Raw genomic sequence first — 24832 nt, forward strand, 5'->3', positions numbered from 1 at the left:
ATGATGCTCTGGATCATTCAGTCTTTGCCGGACGGCGCAGCCTGACGATCAGAACCGCGGCAAGAGCCGCCGCCAGGCCATACCAGGTGAAGGCATATTGCAGATGAGAGTTCGGCAGGTCGATGATGGTGACGCCGCCGACCGGCAGCCCGCCCGGGTTCGGCGTCTTGTCGGCGTCGATGAAGATCGGCACCAGCACGGCACCGGCCGGCAGGCCGGCACTCGCCGCCATGGCATCGCGATCCTTCCAATAGAAGATGTTCTTGGCCACGTCATTGTCGGGCAGCATCATCGACGGCTTGGCCGGCAGCGGGTTGCGCGCCAGGCCGGTGACCGTGACCTTGCCGGTCACCTGCCCTTGCGGGCGCTTGGCGGCATCCTTTACATCATAGGGAACGAAGCCGCGGTTGATCAGGACATAGCGGCCATCGTCGAGGGCCAGCGGGGTATAGACGTTGAAGCCGGCGTCGCCGTCCCATGTGGCGTAGAAATGCCGCTCGCCGGAGTGCAGGAACGTCCCGCTGACGGTGACCGGCGTGTAGTCGACATCACCGGTGGCGGCGAATTCCTTCTCGACGTCCGCCAGCGGCTGCGGCGTTGAATGGGTGCGCTGGTCGATGGTCTGCAGAAGGGCTTCCTTCCAGTACAGGCGCTGCACCTGCCATGTGCCAAGCCCGAGCAGGATGACGAACACCACCAGGCCGAGGCCGAGCAGCAATGCCGTCTTCGGCCGCAAGCGGCCGGCGGGCTTGGTCAGAGCCTCGTTCATTGCCCCTGGTCCAGGCGGCCTTCGGCCGCCTTGTTGGCGTATTGAAGCGTCAGCAGCACCCCCTTGATCAACCTCAGCGCCGTCAGGCACAGTCCCACGGCCAGCGGTATCCAGATGATGAAATGCAGCCAGAGCGGCGGGCTCAGCGTCACCTCCACCCACAGCGCCAGCCCCACGACGATGAAGCCGATGATCAGGATGACGAACACCGCCGGGCCGTCGCCGGCATCGGCGTAGGAATAGTCGAGGCCGCAATTGTTGCAGCGCTTGCCGACGGTGAGGAAGCCGGAAAACAGCCGTCCTTCGCCGCAGCGCGGGCAGCGTCCGTGCAGGCCGGCCGAGATCGGCTCGATGGGTGGCCAGATCGCCCTATCTTCACTCATGGATAGTCATGCTTTACGGCTCGATTTCGATCAGCGTTCCATCCGGCACCATAGTCCAGATTTCGTCCATGTCGCAGTCGGTAACCCCAATGCAGCCATCGGTCCAGTCGACCAATTGAAGCAGCCAGCCCGACCAGCCGAATCCGTTGGACATTAACGGGCGCCGAAAAGAAGAAAGGCGACCGCGTTGCCGCGACCGCCCTTCTGATTTGTCGGTTCGGTGAAAGCCGTCAGTGGCCTTCGATCACCGCGCCGACCGATCCCCAGACGTAGATCGATGCGAACAGGAACAGCCAGACCACGTCGACGAAGTGCCAGTACCAGGCAGCCGCCTCGAAGCCGAAATGCTGCTTGGGCGTGAAGTCGCCTTTCCAGGCGCGGATCAGGCAGACCAGCAGGAAGATGGTGCCGATGATGACGTGGAAGCCATGGAAGCCGGTCGCCATGAAGAAGGTGGCGCCGTAGATGGAATCCTTGAAGCCGAACGGAGCGTGCATGTACTCGTAGGCCTGCACCATGGTGAACAGCATGCCGAGGCCGACGGTCAGCACCAGGCCGTTGATCAGGCCCTTGCGGTCGCCATGGATGAGCGAATGGTGCGCCCATGTCACCGTGGTGCCCGACAGAAGCAGGATGATGGTGTTGTAGAGCGGCAGATGGAACGGATCGAGGACTTCGAGACCCTTCGGCGGCCAGACGCCGCCAGTGAAAGCGGTGCGGGCGTAATTCTGCACTTCGCTCGGAAACAGGCTGGCATCGAAATAGGCCCAGAACCAGGCAACGAAGAACATCACTTCCGAAGCGATGAACATGATCATGCCGTAGCGCAGATGCAGCGACACGACGCGCGTGTGGTGGCCCTCATGCGCTTCCTTGATGGTGTCCGACCACCAGGCAAACATCGTGTAGAGGACGATGACGAGGCCGATGAAGAACAGCCATGGATTGGCGATGTTGTGGCCGAAAATTGGAAAATCGCCGTTCTTGAGATACTGCATCAGGGCGACGCCGCCGACTGCAGTCACCAGCGCGCCGATCGACCCCAGGAAGGGCCACGGGCTCGGGTTGACGAGATGGTAGTCGTGTTGTGGTTTTGCGTGCGCGTCTGCCATATCAACCCCCGAGATTTGCTTCGGTATCTGAAACTTTGCTGCTGCTGTCCGGCGTCGATGACGCCACCGGCTTGTTCTTTTGGACCGGGAACATGGTGTAGGACAGGGTGATCGTCTTCAAGTCCTTCAGTTCCGGCACGTTGACGATATCGGGATCCACATAGAACACGACCGGCATGTCCAGCGTCTCGCCGGGCTTCAGCGTCGTGTCGGTGAAGCAGAAACACTCGACCTTGTTGAAGTAGGGGCCCGCCAGTTCCGGCTGCACGTTGAAGGTGGCGCGGCCGGTAACGGCGCGGTCGAACTTGTTGGTGGCGCTGTAATGCGCCTGCGTGGTCTCGCCGATCTTGATGGTGACCGAGCGGGCGACCGGCTGGAACTGCCAGGGAATGCCGTTGGTGTTGGCGTCGAAGCGCACGGTGATGTCGCGGTCGAGGATGCGGCCGGCATATTGCTTTTCGGCGCGCTGCGTCGTGCCGCCATAGCCGGTGGCCTGGCAGAACATCTTGTAGAGCGGCACCGCGGCGTAGGCCATCCCGATCATGCCGCCGAAAAAGGCGACGCAGACGGCGGCGACGACGCGGTTGGTGTTCTTCTTCCTGGGATCGGTCACGGTCTGGCGGGTCATCATCGGCCTCATCCGGTATGGCCGAATTTCACGATGGTCGCGACGTAGAAGATGACGACCAGAATCGCCAGCGCGACGCCGATCGCCGCCGAACGGTTGCGCCGCGCCTTCTTCTGGCTTTCGGTCAGCGTGACCAGTTCAAGCTTCTTGTCGATCATGGTCATGCTCCACCGATGGCCAAAGCGCGACCGACGACACAGTCGGCAAGATAGATGGCGAAGATGGCGAAGAGGTAGAGCAGCGAATAGGCGAACAGAGCCTTGGCCGGCTTCATGACGCGGTCGCTATCGGCCATGCACAGCACTTTCCAGGCATACCAGACGAAGCCGGCGCCGAGAGCCACTGATGCGACGCCATAGAAGGCGGTGGTGAAACCGAGCACCCAGGGCAGCACACCGATCGGCGCCAGGATCAGGGCGTAGGCAAAGATCTGGCGGCGGGTCGAGGCCTGGCCGGCAACGTTCGGCATCATCGGGATGCCGGCCTTGGCGTAGTCGTCGGACTTGAACAGTGCCAGCGCCCAGAAGTGCGGCGGCGTCCACAGGAAGATGATCAGGAACAGGACGAGGCTTTCCAGGCTCACCGTTCCGGTCACCGCGGCCCAGCCGATGACCGGCGGGATGGCGCCGGCGGCACCGCCGATGACGATGTTCTGCGGCGTCGAGCGCTTCAGCCACATCGTGTAGACGACGGCGTAGAAGAAGATGGTGAAGGCAAGCAGCGCCGCCGACAGCCAGTTGACCAGTACGCCCAGCGTCATCACCGATAGCACCGAAAGCACAAGGCCGAAGCTCAGGGCTTCGCCGGGCAGGATGCGGCCGGAGGGTACCGGGCGGCCGGCGGTCCGGCTCATTACTGCGTCGATGTCGGCGTCGTACCACATGTTGAGCGCACCAGAGGCGCCGGCGCCGATGGCAATGGCCAGGATGGCGATCACCGCCAGCAGCGGGTTGATGGTCACGGGCGCAGCGACCATGCCGACAAAGGCCGTGAACACCACCAGCGACATGACGCGCGGCTTCAGCAGGGCGAAGAAATCGCCCGACATGGCTTCCGACATGCGAAAGCCCGCTTCGTCAATCATTGGGTCGTCGACAAGGGCCATGCGTACATAAGTCCAATCATTCCGTTGGCCGAAACCGCCGGCGGGCCGGCGGTTTCGTATTCGGGCTGCCTTACTTGATCTTCGGCAGCTGTTCCCACTGGTGGAAGGGCGGCGGCGAAGGCAGCTGCCATTCGAGCGTCGTTGCACCCTCGCCCCACGGATTGGCGCCGGCGACGCGCTTCTTCTGGAAGGCCTCGAACACGCCATAGAGGAAGATCACCACGCCGACGGCCGATATATAGGAGCCGTAGGACGACACCATGTTCCAGCCGGCGAACGCGTCGGGATAGTCGATGGTGCGGCGCGGCATGCCGGCCAGGCCGAGGAAATGCTGCGGGAAGAAGATCAAATTGACGCCGACGAAGGTGACCCAGAAGTGGGTGTTGGCGATCACCGGCGAGTACATGTAGCCGGTCATCTTGGGGAACCAGTAGTACCAGCCGGCGAAGATGGCGAAGACCGCACCCAGCGACAGCACATAGTGGAAGTGGGCAATGACGAAATAGGTGTCATGCAGCGAGCGGTCGAGGCCGGCGTTGGCGAGCTGGACGCCGGTGACGCCGCCGACCGTGAACAGGAAGATGAAGCCCAGCGCCCACAGCATCGGCGTCTTGAACGAGATCGAGCCGCCCCACATCGTCGCGATCCAGGAGAAGATCTTCACGCCTGTCGGTACGGCGATGACCATGGTGGCGAAGACGAAGTAGCGCTGCGTGTCGAGCGACAGGCCGGTCGTGTACATGTGGTGCGCCCAGACGATGAAGCCGACGGCGCCGATCGCGACCATGGCGTAGGCCATGCCGAGATAGCCGAACACCGGCTTCTTCGAGAAGGTCGAGACGATGTGGCTGATGATGCCGAAGCCCGGCAGGATCAGGATGTACACTTCGGGGTGACCAAAGAACCAGAACAGATGCTGGAACAGGATCGGATCGCCGCCGCCATCCGGGGCGAAGAAGGTGGTGCCGAAATTGCGGTCGGTAAGCAGCATGGTGATGCCACCGGCCAGAACCGGAAGCGACAAGAGCAGCAGGAAGGCGGTGATCAGAACCGACCAGGCAAATAGCGGCATTTTGTGCAGCGTCATGCCCGGCGCGCGCATGTTGAAAATGGTGGTGATGAAGTTGATGGCGCCGAGGATCGAGGACGCGCCGGCAATGTGGATCGACAGGATCGCCAGATCCATGGCCGGCCCGGGCTGGCCGGAGGTCGACAGCGGCGGATAGAGCGTCCAGCCGCCGCCAACGCCATAGGCGCCGGGCGCGCTCGGCATGAAAGCCGAAGCGATGAGCAGCAGGAAGGCCGGCGGCAGCAGCCAGAACGAGATGTTGTTCATGCGCGGGAAGGCCATGTCAGGCGCGCCGATCATGATCGGCACCATCCAGTTGGCGAAGCCGCCGATCAGCGCCGGCATGACCATGAAGAAGATCATGATCAGCGCGTGCGCGGTGCCGAAGGCGTTGTACATGCTCTTGCCGCCGTCGATGGCGGCATCGCCGTTCATGCCATAGACCATCTGCGCCAGACCGGTGAAGATCTGGATGCCCGGCTCCTGCAGCTCCATGCGGATCACGACCGAAAGCGCGCCGCCGACGATGCCCGCGAAGATCGCGAAGATCAGGTAGAGCGTGCCGATGTCCTTGTGGTTGGTGGAGTACACCCACCGGACCCAGCCATGATAGGGCTTGTGGTCGTGGTCGTCGTGAGCTGCAGCTTCTGCCATGGTCGGCTCCGTTCCCTAATTCTTGCTAACCCGCGGCATCAATTGCCGGCGGCCGCTACCTTGTTGGTACCGTCGACCTCGGCCATCAGCGCCTTGTTGGCGCCGGGGAGGTCGGTCTTGGCTGCTGCCAGCCAGGTCTTGTACTGCGCATCGGATACGACGCGGACGGCGATCGGCATGAAGGCATGGTCCTTGCCGCAGAGCTGCGAGCACTGGCCGTAATAGATGCCTTCCTTTTCCGCCTTGAACCACGTCTCGTTGGTGCGGCCGGGAACCGCGTCCATCTTGATGCCGAAGGCCGGAACGGCAAAGGAATGGATCACGTCGGCTGCGGTAACCAGGACGCGCGTCATGGTGTTGACCGGCACGACCAGCTCGTTGTCGACCGCCAGCAGGCGCGGATAGACCTTGCGGTCTTCCTTGCCGATCGCGGCGCGGTCGGCGTCCTGCAGGATGGCCGAGTTGAAGGAGAGCGTGTTCTCGGTCTGGTACTCATAGTCCCAGTTCCACTGATTGCCCGTTACCTTGACGGTCAGCTTGGCCTCTTCCGGCGGCGTGTACTGCGCCGTCAGCAACTGGAACGAGGGAATGGCGATGAACAGCAGGACGACGACCGGCCCGACTGTCCAGATGATCTCGATCAGCGTGTTGTGGCTGGTCTTGGACGGAACCGGGTTTTTGCTGGCGCGGAACCTGAAGATGCACCAGGCGAGAAGCGCCAGAACCAAAGCAGTGATCGGGACGACGAACCACATCGTGTAGTTCCCGAACCACTCGATCTGCCGCATCATGTCTGTCGCCGGCGGCTGAAAAGTCATCTCCCACGGCTGCGGCTGGGCCGCATGGGCGGAGGCACCGGCGAAAAATGCGGCGGCGGCGCCTGCCGTTGCCATCAATTTGGCGCTTGCTGGGAATTTTCTCATCGCCCTCTTCATCTCCCGGTTCCTCGCGATCGCGACGCAAGAATATCGAACAATGCCGGGATGGGAATCCCGGACAGTCCCAAGGGTGGTTCAAACCATACTCTATTTCCCTCCGCAAGAAAGGAGCGGGCGAAACCGTGCGGCATTTTTGCGCGCAAGTGCTGCCGCGCTGTTTCGACGGCCTCGTGGCCCGCGCGGGTCGTCGACAGACAGGCTATGCGGGCTTGTGTCCGGAATGCGCCCGACGGTCGCAATTCGGGCGAATTTGCTAGGGAAAAGCGCATTATTGCGCCTGCCGGGGCTGACCGGCGGTCGCCCTATCCTTTACTTGGCCTTGGCGCGGCTTAAAGTGCCGTGATTCGCAATGGAGCCGTCATGACCTCTTGGCTTTCGAGAAACGCCTGGCATTCGAAGAGCGCCTGGCATTCGAAAAGCGCTTGGCTTTCGAGAAGCGGGGCGAAGGTCGTTTTTCTCGCCGCCCTGATCGGTATCGGCTCGTCCGCAACCGGCGTCGCCAATGCAGCGCAGCCCAGCGGCACGGTCAAGTCAACGCATGGCGCGTGGTCGATCATCTGCGACACGCCGGCCGGCGCCACCTCGGAACAATGCGTGATGATGCAGAACGTCGTTGCCGAGGATCGCCCGGAAATGGGACTGTCCGTCGTCGTCCTGCGCACCGCCGACAACAAGGCCGAGATCCTGCGCGTGCTGGCCCCGCTCGGCGTTCTGCTGCCCAATGGCCTGGGCCTCAATGTCGACGGCAAGGATATTGGCCGCGCCTATTTCGTGCGCTGCTTCCAGGACGGCTGCTATGCCGAGGTCATTCTCGAAAAGCCGCTGCTCGATACGCTGAAGACCGGGACGTCGGCCACCTTCATCGTCTTCCAGACGCCGGAAGAAGGCATCGGCATCCCTGTCGACCTCAAGGGCTTCGCCGACGGTTTTGCCGCCCTGCCCTGAGCTTGATGCTTGCGAAACCGTCTTTCCTGACGCACAATTCCCACGGGTTTGATTGTTGGCTGTGGGGGTCATCATGCGTGCTTGTTCTTTGCTTTTCTCGACCGGTCTGATCCTGACCGGCGCCGTTTCCGTCGCCTTTGCCGAGGATACCGAAATCATCACGGCGCCCGATCCGGCCGTCATTTTCGAGCTTGCGAAAGGCTATGGCTCGGCCAAGATGGACAAGGACGACGGCGGCGATCCGATGGTCTCGGGCCGGCTTCAGGGCATGAAATATGTCATCTACTTCTATGGCTGCGAAAACCATGAGAAGTGCAAGTCGATCCAGTTCTCCTCGGGCTATACCGACCCCTTCACGGCCGACCAGGCCAATGAATGGAACAAGAAATACCGCTGGGTGAAGGCCTTTTCGGGTGACGGGTCGAACTTCAAGATGGATGTCATGTTCAGGGGCGGGGTTACCCGCTCCTACCTCGAAGAGCAGTTCTCGAACTGGGATTCCATGACCAGCGACATCAAATCGTTCGTGGACGAGAAGTAGAGCCCTAAAGCGCGTCGCGCTGAAACGGATTCATACGACGCGCTTTAGGTCTTTGTTTGATGCATGTCGTTGTCCCAGAACCGCGGCACACTTCTGGGCGACATGCATTAGCGCTCCACTGTCCGGCTGCGGATCGTCATTGCGGATTGTGCAGGCGCGTCTTCGCGCCTACATCGTGGCAACACCATTCCTCCTGTGAGCGGACCTGCCATGAACAGCCTGACCGGCCAATTCGACATTTCAGATGATCGCATCAAGCGGATCGTCGCCGACACACTGAACGGCGCCGACGACGGCGAACTGTTCCTCGAATACAGCGAGAGTGAAGCGCTGATGTTCGACAATGGCAGGCTGAAGACCGCCAATTTCAACACCGACCAGGGTTTTGGCCTGCGCGCCGTGGCCGGCGAGGCCAGCGGCTACGCCCATTCCAGCGATCTTTCGGAGGCGTCGCTGCTGCGCGCCGCCGACGCGGTCTCGACCGTCAAGGGCGGCTATTCCGGCACGCTTGCCGCGGCACCCGCGCGCACCAACCGCCATCTCTATGGCGAGGAGAACCCGATCCCCTCGCCTTCCTTCGAGGTCAAGGCCAAGCTGTTGCAGGAGATCGACGCATGGCTGCGTGCCGAGGACCCGCGCGTGCGCCAGGCGACGGCCTCGCTCGCGGCTTCCTGGCAGCATGTCGAGATCGTGCGCGCCGACGGCCAGATCGTGCGCGACATCCGCCCGCTGGTCCGCATCAACGTTTCCGTCGTCGTCGGCGACGGCGACCGCCAGGAAAGCGGCTCCTATGGCATGGGCGGGCGCAAGGCGTTCGGCGAGTTCCTGGTCGAGGACGCCTGGAAGCATGCTGCCAGGGAGGCCCTCAGGCAGGCGCTGGTCAATCTCGAAGCCATTCCCGCGCCGGCCGGAACGTTCGACATCGTTTTGTCCAGCGGCTGGCCGGGCGTGATGCTGCACGAAGCCGTCGGCCACGGGCTGGAGGGCGACTTCAACCGCAAGAAGACCTCCGCCTTTGCCGGCCTGCTCGGCCAGCAGGTCGCCGCCAAGGGCGTTACCGTGGTCGATGACGGCACCATGCCGGAGCGGCGGGGTTCGCTGACCGTCGACGATGAAGGCACGCCTTCGGCCCGCAATGTGCTGATCGAGGACGGCAAGCTTGTCGGCTACATGCAGGACCGCCAGAACGCCCGGCTGATGGGCATGAAAGCCACGGGAAACGGCCGGCGCGAAGGCTATGCGCACCAGCCGATGCCGCGCATGACCAACACCTATATGACGGCAGGCGACATGGAGCCGGACGAGATCATCGCCTCGGTCAAGAACGGCATCTATGCCGTATCCTTCGGCGGCGGCCAGGTCGACATCACCTCAGGCAAGTTCGTGTTCGGCTGCACCGAGGCCTACATGATCGAGAACGGCAAGGTGACGCAGCCGATCAAGGGCGCCATGCTGATCGGCAACGGACCGGACGCCATGCACCGTGTGTCGATGATCGGCAACGACATGAAGCTCGACACCGGCATCGGCATGTGCGGCAAGGCCGGACAAGGCGTGCCGGTCGGCGTCGGCCAGCCGCATCTCAGGATGAACCAGATGACGGTCGGCGGCACCAGGGTTTGAGGATACGAATCCGGTCGGCTTGAATACCTTCCGCGATAGGGCTATCTTACGTTCGTCTTACGCAAAGGTCCTTCGCGATGGCTGCGACCGAAAAACTCATAACGACCGTCTCGACCAAGGGACAAGTCATCCTGCCCAGCGCTATCCGCAAACGGAGGGACTGGGGCGCGGGCACGCGCCTGCAGGTCGAAGACACACCGGACGGTGTACTTTTGAGACCGGCGCCTGCCTTTGCCCCGACACGACCAGAAGATGTCTTTGGTGTCCTGCCGCACAGTGGCAGACCGAAGACCTTGGAGGAGATGGACGCGGCCGTCCTTGCTGAAGCACGGCGGCGCCATGCTCGCGATTGATACCAACGTTGTCGTCAGGTATCTGACGAACGACGATCCCGAGCAGTCACCGCGAGCCCGGCGGCTGATCGACGGTCAGCCCGTTTTCGTCGCCGTCACGGTGATCCTGGAGGCTGAGTGGGTGCTGCGCAGCGGCTATGGTTATGATCAGGCCTCGATCGTCAATGCGCTGCGGGTGTTCGGCGGGCTTCCCACTGTCGAGATAGAGGATGCTGCGATCGTCTCTTCCGCGGTCGATCTAGCCGAGACGGGAATGGATTTCGCCGATGCGCTCCATCTGGGCAAGTCCTCGCACTGCTCAGCATTTGTGTCCTTCGACCGTAAGTTCATCAAGGCCGCACAAGCGGCCGGGTACGAAAGCGTTCGCGAAGGCTAGTTTGCCAGCCGGCTACGTCTTGCGGGGGGCGGCAAACTCAAGCACGGCCTTGTGAAAATCGGCGGATTAACGTCGCCGTTTCGGCTTCTCCAGCAGCGCCACGGCCTCGACATGCGGCGACCACAGGAACTGGTCGATGGGCGTGACGCTCTTCAAGATGTAGCCGCCGTCGATCAGGATGCGCAGGTCGCGTGCCAGCGTCACCGGATTGCAGGAGACGGCGGCGACGAACGGCACATCCGAGCGGGCGATCTGCTTCGACTGGTCCTCGGCGCCGGCGCGCGGCGGGTCGAAGACGACGCCATCGAAAGCATTCAGCTCCTTGAACGTCAGCGGCCGCCGGAACAGGTCGCGGCGTTCGCCGGTTACCCGCTTCAGGCCGGTGGCGAAGCGCGATCCGCGGTCGAGCGCCGAAAGGGCTGCCGCGTCGCCTTCGACCGCGTGGACTTCGGATTTGGCCGCCAGCCGAAGCGCAAAGCTGCCGCAGCCGGCGAAAAGATCCGCGACTTTCCTGGCACGCTTCAGATGTCCGCCAACGAGATCGGCCATCGTCTGTTCGGCGGCTTGCGTTGCCTGCAGGAAGGCGCCAGGCGGTATGGCGACAGCGACGGTGCCGAACATGACCACCGGCTTTTTCGGCTCGATGACAATCTCGTCGTCGATCGAAAGCCGGGCAAAGCCATTGGCCATGATGAAGTTGGAGGCGACCCGGCGCTGGTTCTCGCCCAGCTTGCCCGACTCATAGACAGCGACGTCAAGCCCCGAGCCCGTCACAGTGACCGCCATCCGGAACGATTTGGTGGTGGCGCAAACCAGGTCGGCGACCGACCTCAAGCGATCGAGCGCGGCAACGATCTCCGGCAGCGAGATCGGACATTCCTCGATGGGGATGATTTCCGGCGACAGATGGCGATGGAAGCCAAGCAGCATGCCTGTGTCGGCGCGCCTGGCGGCAAGCACGACGCGGCGGCGTGTGTGTGGCGCACACGGCACCAGGGCGCCGATGTCGCCGGCAATGCCTTTCAAAGCGTGCACGACCTTGTCGCGTTTCCATTGCTGGTAAGCGTCGGCTTGCAGATGCTGGACGGCGCAGCCGCCACATTCGGTGAAATGCCGGCAGGCCGGATCGATACGCAGCGGCGACGTCTCCAATACCGCCATCAGCATGGCGCGATCCCTCTCGCGCGCGGCGGTGACGGTCTCGCCGGGCAGGGTGAAGGGAATGAACAGCTCGCCGGTTTCCGTCTCGGCGACGCCGTCGCCCTGCGAACCCAGTCTCTTGATGGTGAAGCCCGTGCTCATCGGTCCTTGATCCCGGCATCCTTGGTCCCGGCATCCTTGATCCCGGCATCCTTGATCCCGGCAAGCAGGAATTCGCGGTTGCCGTCGCCGCCTTCGATCGGCGACATGTGCAGACCCAATGTACGCCAGCCAGGGACGCCTTCGAGCCATTCCTGCAGCAAGCCGGCCACACGGGCGGCGTCATAAGGGTCTTTCAAAAGACCGCCCTTGCCGATCGCCTCGCGGCCGGCCTCGAATTGCGGCTTGACCAGAAACACCGCACGAGCGCCGTCCCGTGCCAATGCCAACGCCGGTGGCATCGCCAGTTTCAACGAGATGAAGCTGACATCGGAGACGATGAAATCGGGGATACGGCCGCCGAGATCGGCAGCCGCGAGCTCGCGAGCGTTGAGGCCCTCGATCACGGTGACGCGCGGGTCGGACGAGACACCGGGATGCATCTGGCCGTGGCCGACATCGATGGCAGTGACATGGGCCGCGCCGCGTTCGAGCAGCACCTGGGTGAAGCCGCCTGTCGAGGCGCCGATATCGAGGGCTTCACTGCCCGCGGGATCGAGACTGAAATGGTCGAGCCCGGCGATCAGCTTCAGCGCCGCGCGTGAGACATAACCCTGCGCCGGGTCGTCGATGACGATGTGACAGTGCGGCAGAACCGTCTGGCCGGGCTTGCGGGCGACCACGCCGTCGACCGTCACGGTGCCGCGCTCGACCGCGTCGCGGGCGCGCGAGCGGCTCGCAAACAGGCCGCGCTGGACGAGCAATTCGTCGAGCCGCTGGCGTGTGCTGGCTGGCAGAGGGGAGTTCATCGGCCTTCATGGCGAAAGCCGGCCGCGAAGGCAAGGACATTGGCATAGGAGGACGTCGAGACCCGGGCCGCAAGCCAGTCCGCCCGGTTGAATAGCGCAGCCAGTCCGGCAAGATGTAGAGGCTCAGGCAATGCGGAGGAAGACGAATGCTGACGGGAACCTGCCATTGCGGCGCCGCCCACTGGACCCTGGAAGGCGATCCCGGCCCGATCACGGCCTGCAATTGCACGCTTTGCCGCCGCTATGGCACACTCTGGGCCTATGACTTTGTCGACGAGCGTATCCGGCTTGTGGGGCCTGTGCAGTCCTACACCCGCGCTGGCAAGGAGACGCCGTCGCTGGAAATACTGTTTTGCCCGACATGTGCCTGTGTGCTTGCCTGGCGCGGTTTGCGCCGCAGCGACAGCGGCCGCACGCGGATCGCCGTCAATGTCAGGCTGGCACCGCCGGAGGCGGTCGCCGACCTGCCGATCGACCATTTCGACGGGCTGGACACTTATGACGACCTGCCGCGCGATGGGCGCTGCGTGCGCGATATGTGGTTTTAGAAGATCGTCCGTGAGACCTGCCGTTCAACGGCCGGCATCAGGCCGTCGCTTCCGTCATCTGAAGCCTGCTTGCGCGGGCGCTCGACAGCAACGACTGGTGCGTCCGGCACGACGACAAGCTGCGGCACCTGCTTGTAGGAAAAAGCGCCCCTGATATCGCCCATCTTGCGGGCGACGATGCCTGCCACCGCCTGTTCGAGCTTTTGGTCATAGCGCGTCTCGGCCATGGCCGGCGCGGCGATGACGGCCAAAAGGGCCGCGCGGCACAGAAGCGTTCGCATTGTTTTTAACTCCTCTGCCTGGAGGCAGTTCTAGCAGGGCGGCGTTGAAAAACGGCCAAAAGAGACGGTAAGCGAAACGCCAAAGAGAAGCGTTAACAAAGTGTCAGGCTTGCACAGGCAACTGCTTCAGCTGCGTGAGGTTTGATTCAGGCGCGCTGCGCGCGCGCGGAATGGCCGAGCGCGACGAACACGGTGCGCACGATGCCGGCCGCGTCGAGCCCGGCATCGGCATACATTTTTTCCGGCTTGGCGTGGTCGGTGAACTCGTCCGGCAGCACCAGCGGCCGAACTTTCAGACCGCTTTCCAGCAAGCCTTCATGGGCGAGGAACTGCAGCACGTGGCTGGCGAAACCGCCGACAGCCCCCTCTTCCACCGTCACCAGCACTTCGTGCGAGCGGGCGAGACGGCGGATCAAATCCTCGTCCAGCGGCTTGGCGAAACGGGCATCCGCAACCGTCGTCGAAAGCCCTGCCGCGCCGAGTTCCTCGGCCGCCAGCAGACAGTCCTGCAGTCTTGTGCCAAAGGACAGAAGCGCCACCTTGGTGCCTTCCCTGACGATGCGGCCCTTGCCGATTTCGAGCACCGAGCCGCGCTCCGGCATGTCGACGCCGACGCCATTGCCGCGCGGATAGCGGAAGGCGATCGGGCCTTCGTCATAATAGGCGGCGGTGCGCACCATGTGGCGAAGCTCCGCCTCGTCGGCAGCCGCCATCACCACGAAGCCCGGCAGCGTCGCCAGGAAGGTGGTGTCGAAGGCGCCGCAATGAGTGGCGCCGTCGGCGCCGACGAAACCGGCGCGGTCGATCGGGAAACGCACCGGCAGTTTCTGGATCGCCACATCATGGACGACCTGATCGAAGGCGCGCTGCAGGAAGGTCGAATAGATGGCGGCGAAGGGCTTGTAGCCCTCGCTGGCGAGGCCGGCGGCGAAGGTCACGGCATGTTGCTCGGCAATGCCGACATCGAAGGTCCGGGTCGGAAACGCTTCGCCGAACAAATCGAGGCCGGTGCCGTTCGGCATGGCCGCGGTGACGGCGACGATACGGTCGTCCAGGCGGGCTTCCTGGACCAGGCTTTCGGCGAACACCTTGGTGTAGGCCGGCGCATTGGCCGGGGCCTTGGTCTGCGCGCCGGTGATGACGTCGAATTTGTTGACGCCGTGATATTTGTCGGCCGCGGCCTCGGCCGGCGCGTAGCCCTTGCCCTTCTGGGTCACGACATGGATCAGCACCGGGCCGTCGGCATGGTCGCGGACGTTCTTCAAGACCGGGATCAGATGCTCGAGATTGTGGCCGTCGATCGGGCCGATGTGGTAGAAGCCAAGCTCCTCGAACAGCGTGCCGCCGGTGACGTAGCCGCGCGCATGCTCGACCGCCCGCTTGATGGCGCGATCGGCGCGTTTGCCGAGATAGGAGGTCAGTTTCTTGCCGAAATCGCGCAGGCCAAGATAGGTCTTGCCCGACGCGAGCCGCGCCAGATAGGCGCTCATCGCGCCGGTCGGCGGCGCGATCGACATGTCGTTGTCGTTGAGGATGACGATCAGGCGAGCATCGAGCGCGCCGGCATTGTTCATGGCTTCATAGGCCATGCCGGCAGACATGGCGCCGTCGCCGATGACGGCAATGACATTGTTGTGGCCGCCGGAGAGGTCGCGCGCCATGGCCATGCCGAGGCCGGCGGAAATCGAAGTCGACGAATGGGCAGCGCCGAACGGGTCGTATTCGCTCTCGGCGCGGCGGGTGAAGCCGGAAAGGCCGCCCTCCTGGCGCAGCGTGCGGATGCGGTCGCGGCGGCCGGTCAGGATCTTGTGTGGATAGGCCTGGTGGCCGACATCCCAGATCACGCGGTCTTCCGGCGTGTTGAAGACATAGTGCAGCGCCACCGTCAGTTCGACGACACCGAGGCCGGCGCCGAGATGCCCGCCCGTATGCGAGACGGCATCGATCAGCTCGGCGCGCAGCTCCGAGGCCAGCTGCGGCAGCTCGCTTTCGTCAAGCTTCTTCAGGTCGGCTGGAATGCGGACCTTGTCGAGAAGCGGCGTATGCAGCGTTGCGTTCACTGTTAAAGGGCCTGCTCAGCTATGATGCGCGTCGATCATGGCGAAATATGCCTGCGTCGCCGGAATGTAAATGCGTGTCAGTGACGCGGGTGATGCTGACGTTAATTGTCCGGTAACGGAATGAACTCTTCCTCGTCTCCGGGAACGATATCGAAGCGGCCCGTCTTCCATTCCTGCTTGGCCTGTTCGATGCGTTCCTTCGACGACGAGACGAAGTTCCACCAGATGTGGCGCGGGGAGCCGAGCGAAGCGCCGCCGAAGAGCATGAAATGGGCGCCGCGCTCGGACGACACGACGATCTCGTCGCCAGGCCGGAACACCAGCAGCCGTTCGGCCGGAAAACGGTCGCCCGAGATCGAGACATCGCCGTCCAGCGTGTAGATGGCGCGTTCCTCGGCGTCGGCGGGAATTTTGACGCTGGCGCCGGGCGCCAGCCTCAGATCGGCGTAGAGCGTCTCAGTGTCGGCTCTTACCGGCGAGCGCAGTCCAGCGAAATCGCCGATCACCACGCGGCCGGAAACGCCTTCGGCGTCGATCTCGGGCAGAAGGAGCGCGGCCGTGTTCTCGAACACCGGCGCCACTTCCTCCTTGCCGTCGGGCAAAGCCAGCCATGTTTGCAGGCCGGAGACCGACATTGGCGCGCCGCGCAGTTCTTCGGGCGTGCGCTCGGAATGGACGATACCGCGGCCGGCGGTCATCAAATTCACGTCGCCCGGCTGGATGACCATCTCGGTGCCGAGCGAATCGCGGTGCCTGATATTGCCGTCGAACAGATAGGTGACGGTGGAAAGCCCGATATGCGGGTGCGGGCGCACATCCATCGCCTGCCCGGCGCGCAAGATGGCCGGCCCCATGCGGTCGAAGAAGATGAAGGGACCAACCAGCCGCCGCTTTGCCGTCGGCAGAGCGCGGCGAACCTGGAAGCCGCCAATATCCTTGGCATTCGGAATGACCATCAACTCGATCTGGTCGCTGGCGAAGGCGTCGCCAGGCTCAGGGTCCTTGCCGGGGAAGAAACTCATCTGGATGTCCTCAGGCGAAGCGGAGCGCCGATTTGGCTTTTGCCTTGGCCGCCACCTCTTCGCGATTGCGCGGATGATGCGTGGTTTCCAGCGAATGCAGCAATTCATGCGCCGATTCGGCGATCGCCTCGACGGCACGGTCGAAGGCCGCCTGGTTGCGCTGCGAGGGCCGCGTCGTTCCGCTCAGTTTGCGCACGAATTGAAGCGCGGCGTCGCGGATCTCGTCATGGGTCGCCGGCGGCTCGAAATTGAACAGGGTCTTGATGTTTCTGCACATGCTTGAACTCCTATCTGCTTTATGCCCGCCCCATTCCACTACTCCGCGTCGAGCGGCTCCGTTCCCACCGGTTTGCCATCACGCGACAGCCTGATCTTCTCTACCTTGTCTTCGGCGGCCTTCAGCAGCCGGTCGCAATGGGCCTTCAGCGCCTCGCCGCGCTCATAGATCTTGATCGACTGGTCGAGCGGCACGTCGCCGCGTTCCAGATCATCGACAATCTTTTCCAGCGCGTCGAGTGCCTGCTCGAAGCTCATCGCCTTGACGTCTTCGTTTGCTTCGCCAGCCATACTTTATCCCTTCATCAGCCGCCCGACATGGGCAGCGACCGAAAATGCCAATCCCTGCAGATCGTAGCCGCCCTCAAGCAGGCTGACGAGCCGGTTGCCGCTGTGGCGCCCGGCGCGTTCCAGCAACTGGCCGGTCGCCCAGTCGAAATCGTCCTCGCTGAGGTTGATCTCGGCCAGCGGATCGCGATGGTGGGCGTCGAACCCTGCGGAAATGATGATCAGATCGGGCGCGAAATTGTCGAGCGCCGGCAGGACGCGCGACAGCAAGGCATCGCGAAACATGTCCGAGCCGGTCTGCGGCGCCAGCGGGGCGTTGACGATGTTGCCGGCGCCGGTTTCGCTCTTGGCGCCGGTGCCGGGATAGAGCGGCATCTGGTGCGTCGAACAATAGAGCACCGAGGGATCGTCCCAGAAGATGTCCTGCGTGCCGTTGCCGTGATGGACATCCCAATCGACGATAGCGACGCGCTCGGCGCCGTGTTTCTTTTGCGCATAACGCGCGGCAATCGCCGCGGTGTTGAACAGGCAAAAGCCCATCGCCGTGGTCTTTTCGGCGTGGTGGCCGGGCGGACGTGAGGCGACGAAGGCATTGGCGACGCGGCCCTCGAAGACGTCGTCGACAGCGGCGTTGGCGGCACCGATGGCGGTCACCACCGCCTGCCAGCTTTTCGGGCTGGCGCTGGTGTCGGCGTCGATCGAGGCAATGCCGCTTTCAGGGATCGCGGCGCGGACGCGGGCGACGAAATCCTCGGGGTGGGCGTAGAGGATTGTGGCCTCGTCGCCTTGCGGCGCCGTTACCCGATCGAGTGCGGTGAAGGCCTCGTCGTCGAGCACGCGCTCGATAGCGCGCAAGCGGTCCGGCCGCTCCGGATGACCGGGGGGCGTCAGATGTTCGAGGAAGATCGGATGGGTGTAGAGCCTGGTGACCATGACCCGATATAGGCGCGCCCGGCCGCTTTGACCATGGTTTGACGCCTCACCGTCCCGACGTTCAACAGGGATTACACCCCGGGCGCGGGCTGCGTCCAGCGCGAGCCGCCGAAGGAGGCCAGCGCCTTATCCCTGAGTTCCCTGAACTTGGACGACCCCTCGGCCAGCCGCTGGTCCCATTCGGCGTTCGGCACCTGGCCTTCGATGGTCTTGAAATAGACCTGCATCAGGCAGGCTATGGCGAAGGGTTCGATGAAGGCCGCCTTGAAGGCCCAGGCAAGGAGGATGGCGAGCACGAAGGCCCAGCCGCCGAGCTGCCCCGGAATGAACCACATGATGGCGGCGGCCGGCGCCAGCATCAAAAGGAAGATGACGAAGGACACACCCCACATAATGACCGCCAGCCAGACGGCGTTCTTGACCATGGTCTTGCCGTTCTGGGCATAGAGCACGACGCCTTGCCGGGCGGTTTCGAAGGGCGACGACGAGTTGATACGGATGTTGTAGCCGAGGATGATCTCGTCAACATAGGTCAGCGACAGGCGGATGACCATATTGATGAAAGCGACCAGGCCGCCGAGGCCCGGAATGGGCAGGAAGGCGGCGATGCCGCCGATCAGGCCGGTGATGGCGCGGATGGCGCCCTTGACCAGCTGGTCGACCACGAAAAGGATGTTGGCCTCGGCGAAACGTTCCTTCACCACACCCTTGGCGTAGGCGATCTGGTCCTGGCCATTGGGAATCTCGCGGCCATCGATCAGATGGACCATGACGGCGATATGGCCGGCCTTGACGACATAGAGGATGTATTCGCGGATCCAGTACAGCGCGATCGAAACGACGCCGATGCCGACGATGCCGCCCCAGAGCGCAAAAGACAGCGGCCCGTCGGGATCGGTGGAGATGTGGCCGACGCCATAGCCGACGGAGGCGCCGCTGCCGGTCGCCACGATATAGGCGAGCGTGATGCCGAAATAGACGATCATGCGAAGGGCAATGAAAGGCCATGTCCTGATCATGATGGACACCGACCTGCCGATTTCGAAATCCCACATGCGCCCGAATCTCCCCTCAGAGATGGACGGCGAGGATGAACCCGGGCCGGGAATTGTCAATCTCGGCAAATGCCGGGTCTCGGCCGACCAGATTTCAGGCCGGCTGCGAGTCCTGTTTTTTGAGAAGGCCTTCAAGCAGTTGCTGGAAGGCTGCCACCACGGTCTTCGACGTCGCTTCGGGGTCGTTCGAATTGGCGATGCGCTGCGCCGCCTGGCTGCTGGCGCCGTTGATCAGCCGGGCGGCGGTTTCGGGGTCGACGCCGGGGACGACCACCCCCTCCTGCTGCAGAGCCGTCAGATGATCGGTCATCGAGCCGACGCAGGCATTGGCGTTCGGCCATTGCGCCGGATCGCCGAGCACAGCCGGACCGTCGCGAAACATGATGCGCTGGATTTCCGGCTCCAGCGCCATCTCGATATAGGTCGTGCATTCGTCGACGAAACGCTGCCAGCGGCTTGGCGCCCGCGACGCAATCTCATGGATGCGGACGGCCATCTCGCCATCGATTTCGGCGATGACGGCCTGCAGCAGGCCCTTCTTGTCGCCGAAATGATGATAGAGCGCACCGCGCGTCAGCCCGGCCGAGGCGGTGAAATCATCCATCGAGGCCTCGGCATAGCCGATCGTGCCGAAAGCGTGGCGGGCCGCCGTGATCAGCTTGGCGCGCGTTTCGGCAATCATCTCCTTGCGGGGTCTGTGCATGGTTCTGGCCTTATTCATATACGCTTCGTATGCCAATTGACATACGCGGCGTATGGATTACATACATTCATACGCATCGTATGTAATTGTCGAATTGGCCTTTGTCGAGGAGCCAGCAATGCAAAACCCATACTCGGAAATCTTTCGTGCCCCTGGAGCCAAGGGGTTTGCCGCCGCGGGCTTCCTCGCGCGGCTGCCGATCGCCATGGCGCCGATCGGCATCGTGGCCATGCTCTCGCAGACACGTGGCGAATACTGGCTGGCGGGAGCTGTCTCGGCGACTTTCGCGCTGAGCAACGCTTTCGTGGCGCCGCAGATATCACGGCTGGTCGATCGCCTTGGCCAGACGCGGATCGTGGTTCCGACCACCATCCTCACCGTGCTCGCCTTCGCGGTGCTGATTGCCGCAGCCAATCGGGACTGGCCGGTGTGGACGCTGTTCGTGTCGGCGCTGGCGGCCGCCGCCATGCCCAGCATGCCGGCCATGGTGCGCGCGCGCTGGACAGAGATTTTCCGCGGCCGGCCGCAGATGAACACCGCATTCGCCTTCGAGTCGGCTGCGGACGAACTGGTCTATATCGCCGGCGCGTCGCTGTCGGTAGGCTTGAGCGCCGCGCTCTTCCCCGAAGCCGGCGTCCTGGTGAGCACGGTGTTCCTCGCCCTTGGCTCGACCGCCTTCATCCTGCAACGCTCGACCGAACCGCAAGTGCGGCCGGTGGACCATGTCTCCAGCGGCTCGGCAATCCGCTTGCGGCCGGTGCAGATCATCACCTTCGCCCTGATCTTCGTCGGCGCCACCTTCGCGACGACGGAAGTGAGCACGGTGGCGATCACCAAGGAACTCGGCCAGCCGGGCGCCGCCAGCCTCGTCATCGGCGTCTATGCGCTGGGATCGTTCGTGCTCGGCCTCGTCGTCGGTGCGCTCAACATGAAAGCGCCGCTGCAGCGCCAGTTGGCCCTCGCGGTCGCCCTCGTCGCGCTCGGCACGCTGCTGCCGCTCACCGCCGGCACGGTGCCGCTGCTGGCGCTGACCGTTTTCATCAGCGGCGTGGCGATCTCGCCGACCTTCATCACCGCCTTCGGCCTGATCGAGCGGCACGTGCCGGAAGCGATGCTGACCGAAGGCATCACCTGGGTGATGACCGGCATCGGCATCGGCATGGCGCTGGGTTCGTTTGCCGCCGGCGCGGTGGTGGATGAGTTCGGCGCCAGGAACGGGTTCTGGGTCTCGGTGGCGGCCGGCGTCATCGCATTGGTCACGGTGTTGCTGGGCCAGCGCAGCCTGGCCACCCACACATGCGAGCTGGACGGATGCGACGCGGCCGCCGTTCCCGCGGAGTAAGGACGCGGCCTGACGTTCGCTTTGGAGACCACCGCAAACGTTCGGAATTAGGTGAGGCCTCTGGCGTCGTCATCACGGAGCGACGCGAAGCGAAGCGCAGACCCGAGGACCCATTCCGTTACCTTGACCGAAGGGTGCAGCGGAGCAGAATTCTGCACCGTTGCAACGCGTCGAAGTCGCGGCATGGGTCCTATGTCTGCGCCGCGTCGCTTCGCTCCTTGCTTCGCCATAGGATGACGACCGCGGAAAGGCTTCGGCCAATCACAAACGCATGTGACCTGCCCGCGCAATCCTTCCGACGCGCCATCCACCTGAGAAACTAGATAATCTCAGTTTTCGCGATGTGAATCCCAAAGCCTTCAAGCCCGACATAGTGGCGCTCGCGCGAGGCGATCAGGTTGATCGAGGAAATGCCGAGGTCCTTCAGGATCTGGGCGCCGAGGCCGATTTCTCGCCACTCGTTCTCACGGCGGCGGGCCTCTTCGTGGTCCTCACGGTCGGCACTCATCGGCCGGTTGCGCTCCTGATGGGCGACGCCGACCGAACCCTCTCGGAGGTAAACGATGACGCCGCGCTTGCGTTCGCCCATCGCCTTCATAATGGCGTCGAGCCGGTGGCTGGTGCCGAACACGTCGGTCACCACATCCTCGGAATGCAGCCGCACCGGGACGTCCTCGCCGTCACGGATGTCGCCGAAAACGACCGCGACATGGTGCATGGAATCCCAAGGCAGCGTGTAGGTGAAGACCTGCGCCTTGCCGCCGAGTGTGTCGATTTCGGAGCAGGCGACGCGTTCGACCAGCGTTTCCTTGCGCTGCCGGTAGGCGATGAGGTCGGCGACCGAGACCTGCTTGAGGCCGTGTTCCTCGGCAAAGCTCGCCACCTGCGGGCCGCGCTTGACGGTGCCGTCGTCATTGACCAACTCCGAGATCACGCCAACCGGCGGCAGGCCGGCAAGTTTGCACAAGTCAACCGCGGCTTCGGTATGGCCCGAGCGCATCAGCACGCCGCCTTCCCTAGCGATCAGCGGGAAGATGTGGCCGGGCCGGACGAAATCCGAACCGCCGACATTGCCGTTGGCCAGGTTGCGCACGGTCAGCGTGCGGTCCTCGGCCGAAATGCCGGTGGTGGTGCCATGCTTGAAATCCACGCTGACGGTAAAGGCCGTGGTGTGGGCGGAATCATTGTCGGCGACCATCGGCTGCAGATTGAGCCGCTTGGCCTCCTCGCGCGGCATCGGCGTGCAGACGATGCCGGAGGTGTGACGGATGATGAAGGCCATTTTCTCCGGGCTGCAATGCACGGCGGCAACGATCAGGTCGCCCTCGTTCTCACGCCCGTCATCGTCCATGACGACGACGATCTCGCCGCGCTCGAAGGCGCGGATGGCTTCGACGATTTTCTTCTGATCGTATGGCATTGGCTCGCTTCGCTCGCAGGGAATAGGGGTTGGGCAGTAGGAGTTAGGGAAGGAAGGATGGGCTGGCCTATTACCTAATCCCTACTGCCTAATCCCCGCCTGTCTGTCCCCGGTGCCGCAGATAATGGTCGGCGATGGCGCAGGCAACCATGGCTTCGCCGATCGGCACGGCGCGGATGCCGACGCAGGGGTCGTGGCGGCCCTTGGTCATGACGTCGACGTCGTTGCCGTCCTTGTCGATGGATTTTCGCGGCGTCAGGATCGACGAGGTCGGCTTGACGGCGAAGCGGGCGACGATCGCCTGGCCGGTCGAGATGCCGCCCAGAATGCCGCCGGCATTGTTGGACAGGAAGACCGGCTTGCCGTCATTGCCGATGCGCATCTCGTCGGCATTCTGTTCGCCGGTGATGCGCGCGGCCTCGAAGCCGTTGCCGATCTCGACGCCCTTGACGGCGTTGATCGACATCAGGCCGGACGCGATGTCCTGGTCGAGCTTGGCATAGATCGGCGCGCCAAGGCCGGCTGGCACGCCGTCGGCGATGATTTCAATAACCGCGCCCACCGAGGAGCCGGATTTGCGGATGCCGTCGAGATAGCTGGTGAAGACCGGAACCGAGGCCGGATCGGGGGTGAAGAACGGGTTTTCGGCGTCACCGATGAAATTCCAGTTCCAGTTGGCGCGGTCGATCGATTTTTCGCCCATCGAGACCAGCGCGCCGCGCACCACCATTCCGGGCACCACCTTACGGGCGAGCGCGCCGGCGGCCACGCGCGCGGCCGTCTCGCGCGCCGAGGAACGACCGCCGCCGCGATGGTCGCGCACGCCGTATTTGACTTCATAGGTGTAGTCGGCGTGGCCGGGACGGTACTGGCGGGCAATCTCGCCATAGTCCTTGGAGCGCTGGTCAACATTCTCGATCAGCATCGAGACGGGCGTGCCGGTGGTGATCATCGTCTCGCCGTCCTCGTCGAGGATGAAGCCGGATAGCACGTTCACCTCGTCCGGTTCGCGGCGCTGGGTCACAAAACGCGACTGGCCGGGACGGCGCTTGTCGAGTTCGGCCTGTATCTCTTGCCGTGTGAAGCGGATCCCGGGCGGGCAGCCGTCGACGACACAGCCGAGCGACGGGCCATGGCTTTCGCCCCAGGTGGTGACGCGGAAGAGATGGCCGAACGTGTTGTGAGACATGAATTTTAGCCCTGCCCGGCAGCGGAACCGGATCAAGGGTGCGTTCTATTGGCGTTTTCCACAGCGGTCAAACTGTGATCCGGCGGTTTTAGTTTTGACACATTCGGTTGGTTTCTGCTCTCTTCCATCCGCCCGTTGAAAGCTCGCCGCCATCTGTGCAGGCGCAATGACAAAGAGGACGACGATGCGTACCCTGATTGGCGCTGCTGCCGCCATGTTGCTGATTTCCACCGCCGCCTATGCCGGCCAGATCGAAGGCCTGATCAAGAAGGTCGACAAGGACGCGCTGACGCTGACGCTGGAGGACGGCAAGTCCTTCAAGCTCAACGCCGAGACCGATCTCGATTCGCTGAAGCCGGGCATGGATATCGTCATTGCCTATGACGTGACGAATGGCGAGAACGTCGTCACCGATATGGAACTGCCCGACACCGAATAAGACCGACGCCGAACAGGGTCTTGCCGCTCGGCGGAGCCCTGCCCGGATAAACAGGACAGTCGTCCTGTTTATCTGCTCCAACCTAGAGCCAATCCAGACGCCCGTCCTGCAGCCTGAGCACCCGGTCCTGCCGCACTTCCAGGTTTGCCGCTTCGTGTTCGGAAACACCTTCGACCATCCTGAACAGGGTCCGCACGACGCCACCATGCGTGACGCAGACCGTCTGGCGGTCGAGCGCGTCGAACCACGGCTTCACCCGTTCGAGCAGCATCTGGTAGCTTTCGGCGCCCTCCCCCGGCGGCTGGAAATTCCATTTGTTGCGCCGTCGCGCCTTCGCCGAGCCCGGCATTCGCGTATCGAGTTCGGCATAGGTAAAGCCCTGCCAGTCGCCAAAGTGCACCTCGACCAGACGCGGGTCGGTGCGGTAGGCATCGGGATCGAGTTGCATCGCCAAGCGTAGCCGCTGCATCGTCTCGCGCGTCCGCTTCATCGGACTGGCGACAAAGTCGAAATCCTCAGGGTTCTGGATCAGCTCGGCCAGCCGCCGCCCATTGCGGGTCGTCTGCTCGCGGCCGAGTGCGTTGAGATCGGTGTCGGCCTGGCCCTGCAGCCGCGACTCGGCATTCCACTGCGTCTGGCCATGGCGCACGATGTAGACGAGCGGAACCATCA

The 24832-nt window shown here is 63.4% G+C and carries 29 protein-coding genes and 1 pseudogene; 8 read left to right on the forward strand and 22 right to left on the reverse strand.

The window, feature by feature from the left end; all coding sequences use genetic code 11:
• Window positions 1–13 precede the first annotated feature (13 nt).
• The 9 genes from NKH38_RS04320 to coxB form a co-directional block, all read right to left on the reverse strand.
• Entirely contained in the window at window positions 14–769 is a 756-nt protein-coding gene (locus NKH38_RS04320; RefSeq protein ID WP_352638735.1) for an SURF1 family protein, read from the reverse strand.
• Complete coding sequence (locus tag NKH38_RS04325) at window positions 766–1152, reverse strand: DUF983 domain-containing protein (RefSeq protein WP_023685423.1); 387 nt, start codon at window positions 1150–1152, stop codon at window positions 766–768. Before NKH38_RS04325 ends, NKH38_RS04320 begins: the two co-directional genes overlap by 4 nt.
• Window positions 1153–1165: 13 nt before the next feature.
• Window positions 1166–1306, reverse strand: a complete 141-nt coding sequence (locus NKH38_RS04330) for a L,D-transpeptidase family protein (RefSeq protein ID WP_023735578.1) — start codon at window positions 1304–1306, stop codon at window positions 1166–1168.
• A gap of 76 nt (window positions 1307–1382) precedes the next feature.
• A complete protein-coding gene (locus NKH38_RS04335) occupies window positions 1383–2264 on the reverse strand; it encodes a cytochrome c oxidase subunit 3 (RefSeq protein WP_023668416.1) in 882 nt (293 codons plus the stop codon).
• Window position 2265: 1 nt separating this feature from the next.
• Complete coding sequence (locus NKH38_RS04340) at window positions 2266–2892, reverse strand: cytochrome c oxidase assembly protein (RefSeq protein ID WP_023692073.1); 627 nt, start codon at window positions 2890–2892, stop codon at window positions 2266–2268.
• Window positions 2893–2900: 8 nt separating this feature from the next.
• The gene (locus NKH38_RS04345; protein WP_023668418.1) at window positions 2901–3056 is read right to left on the reverse strand and encodes a cytochrome c oxidase system small membrane protein; all 156 of its coding nucleotides are present in this window, start codon (window positions 3054–3056) and stop codon (window positions 2901–2903) included.
• Window positions 3053–3997 carry a heme o synthase gene (locus NKH38_RS04350; protein ID WP_352760726.1) on the reverse strand — a complete coding sequence of 315 codons (945 nt, stop codon included), beginning with the start codon at window positions 3995–3997 and terminating at the stop codon, window positions 3053–3055. The genes NKH38_RS04345 and NKH38_RS04350 overlap by 4 nt, the downstream gene beginning before the upstream one ends.
• A 70-nt stretch (window positions 3998–4067) precedes the next feature.
• Window positions 4068–5720 (reverse strand): cytochrome c oxidase subunit I, encoded by a 1653-nt coding sequence (gene ctaD / locus NKH38_RS04355; RefSeq protein WP_023668420.1) that lies wholly within the window; start codon window positions 5718–5720, stop codon window positions 4068–4070.
• A gap of 38 nt (window positions 5721–5758) precedes the next feature.
• The gene (gene coxB / locus NKH38_RS04360; protein ID WP_050485823.1) at window positions 5759–6655 is read right to left on the reverse strand and encodes a cytochrome c oxidase subunit II; all 897 of its coding nucleotides are present in this window, start codon (window positions 6653–6655) and stop codon (window positions 5759–5761) included.
• A gap of 363 nt (window positions 6656–7018) precedes the next feature.
• Here coxB and NKH38_RS04365 point away from each other — a divergent pair, with 363 nt between their 5' ends.
• The 5 genes from NKH38_RS04365 to NKH38_RS04385 all read left to right on the forward strand — a co-directional run bounded on the left by NKH38_RS04365 (window position 7019) and on the right by NKH38_RS04385 (window position 10496).
• Window positions 7019–7603, forward strand: coding sequence for an invasion associated locus B family protein (locus NKH38_RS04365; protein ID WP_023668422.1), 585 nt, complete (start codon window positions 7019–7021; stop codon window positions 7601–7603).
• Window positions 7604–7676: 73 nt separating this feature from the next.
• Window positions 7677–8144 (forward strand): YbjN domain-containing protein, encoded by a 468-nt coding sequence (locus NKH38_RS04370; protein ID WP_352760730.1) that lies wholly within the window; start codon window positions 7677–7679, stop codon window positions 8142–8144.
• Window positions 8145–8354: 210 nt separating this feature from the next.
• Window positions 8355–9767 (forward strand): metalloprotease TldD, encoded by a 1413-nt coding sequence (gene tldD / locus NKH38_RS04375; protein WP_352760732.1) that lies wholly within the window; start codon window positions 8355–8357, stop codon window positions 9765–9767.
• A 77-nt stretch (window positions 9768–9844) separates the two neighbouring features.
• Window positions 9845–10120 (forward strand): AbrB/MazE/SpoVT family DNA-binding domain-containing protein, encoded by a 276-nt coding sequence (locus NKH38_RS04380; RefSeq protein ID WP_081732289.1) that lies wholly within the window; start codon window positions 9845–9847, stop codon window positions 10118–10120.
• Window positions 10107–10496 (forward strand): type II toxin-antitoxin system VapC family toxin, encoded by a 390-nt coding sequence (locus NKH38_RS04385; protein WP_023692077.1) that lies wholly within the window; start codon window positions 10107–10109, stop codon window positions 10494–10496. The genes NKH38_RS04380 and NKH38_RS04385 overlap by 14 nt, the downstream gene beginning before the upstream one ends.
• Before the next feature lie 66 nt (window positions 10497–10562).
• Here the strand turns inward: NKH38_RS04385 and NKH38_RS04390 are convergent, their stop codons facing one another.
• Both NKH38_RS04390 and NKH38_RS04395 read right to left on the reverse strand, forming a co-directional pair.
• Window positions 10563–11798 carry a class I SAM-dependent RNA methyltransferase gene (locus NKH38_RS04390; protein WP_023668426.1) on the reverse strand — a complete coding sequence of 412 codons (1236 nt, stop codon included), beginning with the start codon at window positions 11796–11798 and terminating at the stop codon, window positions 10563–10565.
• Entirely contained in the window at window positions 11795–12604 is an 810-nt protein-coding gene (locus NKH38_RS04395) for a TlyA family RNA methyltransferase (protein WP_352760736.1), read from the reverse strand. The genes NKH38_RS04390 and NKH38_RS04395 overlap by 4 nt, the downstream gene beginning before the upstream one ends.
• A 146-nt stretch (window positions 12605–12750) precedes the next feature.
• Here NKH38_RS04395 and NKH38_RS04400 point away from each other — a divergent pair, with 146 nt between their 5' ends.
• Window positions 12751–13152, forward strand: coding sequence for a GFA family protein (locus NKH38_RS04400; protein WP_023692079.1), 402 nt, complete (start codon window positions 12751–12753; stop codon window positions 13150–13152).
• Here NKH38_RS04400 and NKH38_RS04405 read toward each other — a convergent pair.
• From NKH38_RS04405 to NKH38_RS04440, 8 genes are all read right to left on the reverse strand, one after another.
• Complete coding sequence (locus NKH38_RS04405; RefSeq protein ID WP_352760740.1) at window positions 13149–13433, reverse strand: hypothetical protein; 285 nt, start codon at window positions 13431–13433, stop codon at window positions 13149–13151. The genes NKH38_RS04400 and NKH38_RS04405 overlap by 4 nt on opposite strands.
• 146 nt (window positions 13434–13579) lie before the next feature.
• Window positions 13580–15493 (reverse strand): 1-deoxy-D-xylulose-5-phosphate synthase, encoded by a 1914-nt coding sequence (dxs, locus tag NKH38_RS04410; RefSeq protein ID WP_352760743.1) that lies wholly within the window; start codon window positions 15491–15493, stop codon window positions 13580–13582.
• Window positions 15494–15594: 101 nt separating this feature from the next.
• Window positions 15595–16515 carry a pirin family protein gene (locus NKH38_RS04415; protein ID WP_352760746.1) on the reverse strand — a complete coding sequence of 307 codons (921 nt, stop codon included), beginning with the start codon at window positions 16513–16515 and terminating at the stop codon, window positions 15595–15597.
• A 10-nt stretch (window positions 16516–16525) separates the two neighbouring features.
• Window positions 16526–16792, reverse strand: a complete 267-nt coding sequence (locus NKH38_RS04420; RefSeq protein ID WP_023668432.1) for a DUF2277 domain-containing protein — start codon at window positions 16790–16792, stop codon at window positions 16526–16528.
• A gap of 38 nt (window positions 16793–16830) precedes the next feature.
• A complete protein-coding gene (locus NKH38_RS04425; protein ID WP_023668433.1) occupies window positions 16831–17082 on the reverse strand; it encodes an exodeoxyribonuclease VII small subunit in 252 nt (83 codons plus the stop codon).
• Window positions 17083–17085: 3 nt separating this feature from the next.
• Window positions 17086–18012 carry a histone deacetylase family protein gene (locus NKH38_RS04430; RefSeq protein ID WP_023747548.1) on the reverse strand — a complete coding sequence of 309 codons (927 nt, stop codon included), beginning with the start codon at window positions 18010–18012 and terminating at the stop codon, window positions 17086–17088.
• Window positions 18013–18083: 71 nt separating this feature from the next.
• Window positions 18084–19067, reverse strand: coding sequence for a hypothetical protein (locus NKH38_RS04435; protein WP_352760752.1), 984 nt, complete (start codon window positions 19065–19067; stop codon window positions 18084–18086).
• Window positions 19068–19161: 94 nt separating this feature from the next.
• On the reverse strand, window positions 19162–19770 hold the full coding sequence (locus tag NKH38_RS04440; protein ID WP_352760905.1) for a TetR/AcrR family transcriptional regulator: 609 nt from the start codon (window positions 19768–19770) through the stop codon (window positions 19162–19164).
• Between the two features lie 118 nt (window positions 19771–19888).
• Between NKH38_RS04440 and NKH38_RS04445 the strand changes: the two genes are divergently transcribed.
• Window positions 19889–21112, forward strand: a complete 1224-nt coding sequence (locus NKH38_RS04445; RefSeq protein ID WP_031209622.1) for an MFS transporter — start codon at window positions 19889–19891, stop codon at window positions 21110–21112.
• Between the two features lie 319 nt (window positions 21113–21431).
• On the opposite strand, the gene ribB is transcribed toward NKH38_RS04445, so the two are convergent.
• Together ribB and aroC are read right to left on the reverse strand one after the other, a co-directional pair.
• Window positions 21432–22532 carry a 3,4-dihydroxy-2-butanone-4-phosphate synthase gene (gene ribB / locus NKH38_RS04450; RefSeq protein WP_023668438.1) on the reverse strand — a complete coding sequence of 367 codons (1101 nt, stop codon included), beginning with the start codon at window positions 22530–22532 and terminating at the stop codon, window positions 21432–21434.
• 74 nt (window positions 22533–22606) lie between these two features.
• A pseudogene (gene aroC, locus NKH38_RS04455) lies at window positions 22607–23721 on the reverse strand (chorismate synthase).
• Between the two features lie 184 nt (window positions 23722–23905).
• Here aroC and NKH38_RS04460 point away from each other — a divergent pair.
• Complete coding sequence (locus NKH38_RS04460; protein ID WP_352760759.1) at window positions 23906–24160, forward strand: DUF1344 domain-containing protein; 255 nt, start codon at window positions 23906–23908, stop codon at window positions 24158–24160.
• A gap of 82 nt (window positions 24161–24242) precedes the next feature.
• On the opposite strand, the gene NKH38_RS04465 is transcribed toward NKH38_RS04460, so the two are convergent.
• Complete coding sequence (locus tag NKH38_RS04465; protein WP_352760762.1) at window positions 24243–24830, reverse strand: histidine phosphatase family protein; 588 nt, start codon at window positions 24828–24830, stop codon at window positions 24243–24245.
• Window positions 24831–24832 lie beyond the last annotated feature (2 nt).

This window comes from Mesorhizobium sp. M1078 (assembly GCF_040318615.1).
Classification (GTDB): Bacteria; Pseudomonadota; Alphaproteobacteria; order Rhizobiales; family Rhizobiaceae; genus Mesorhizobium.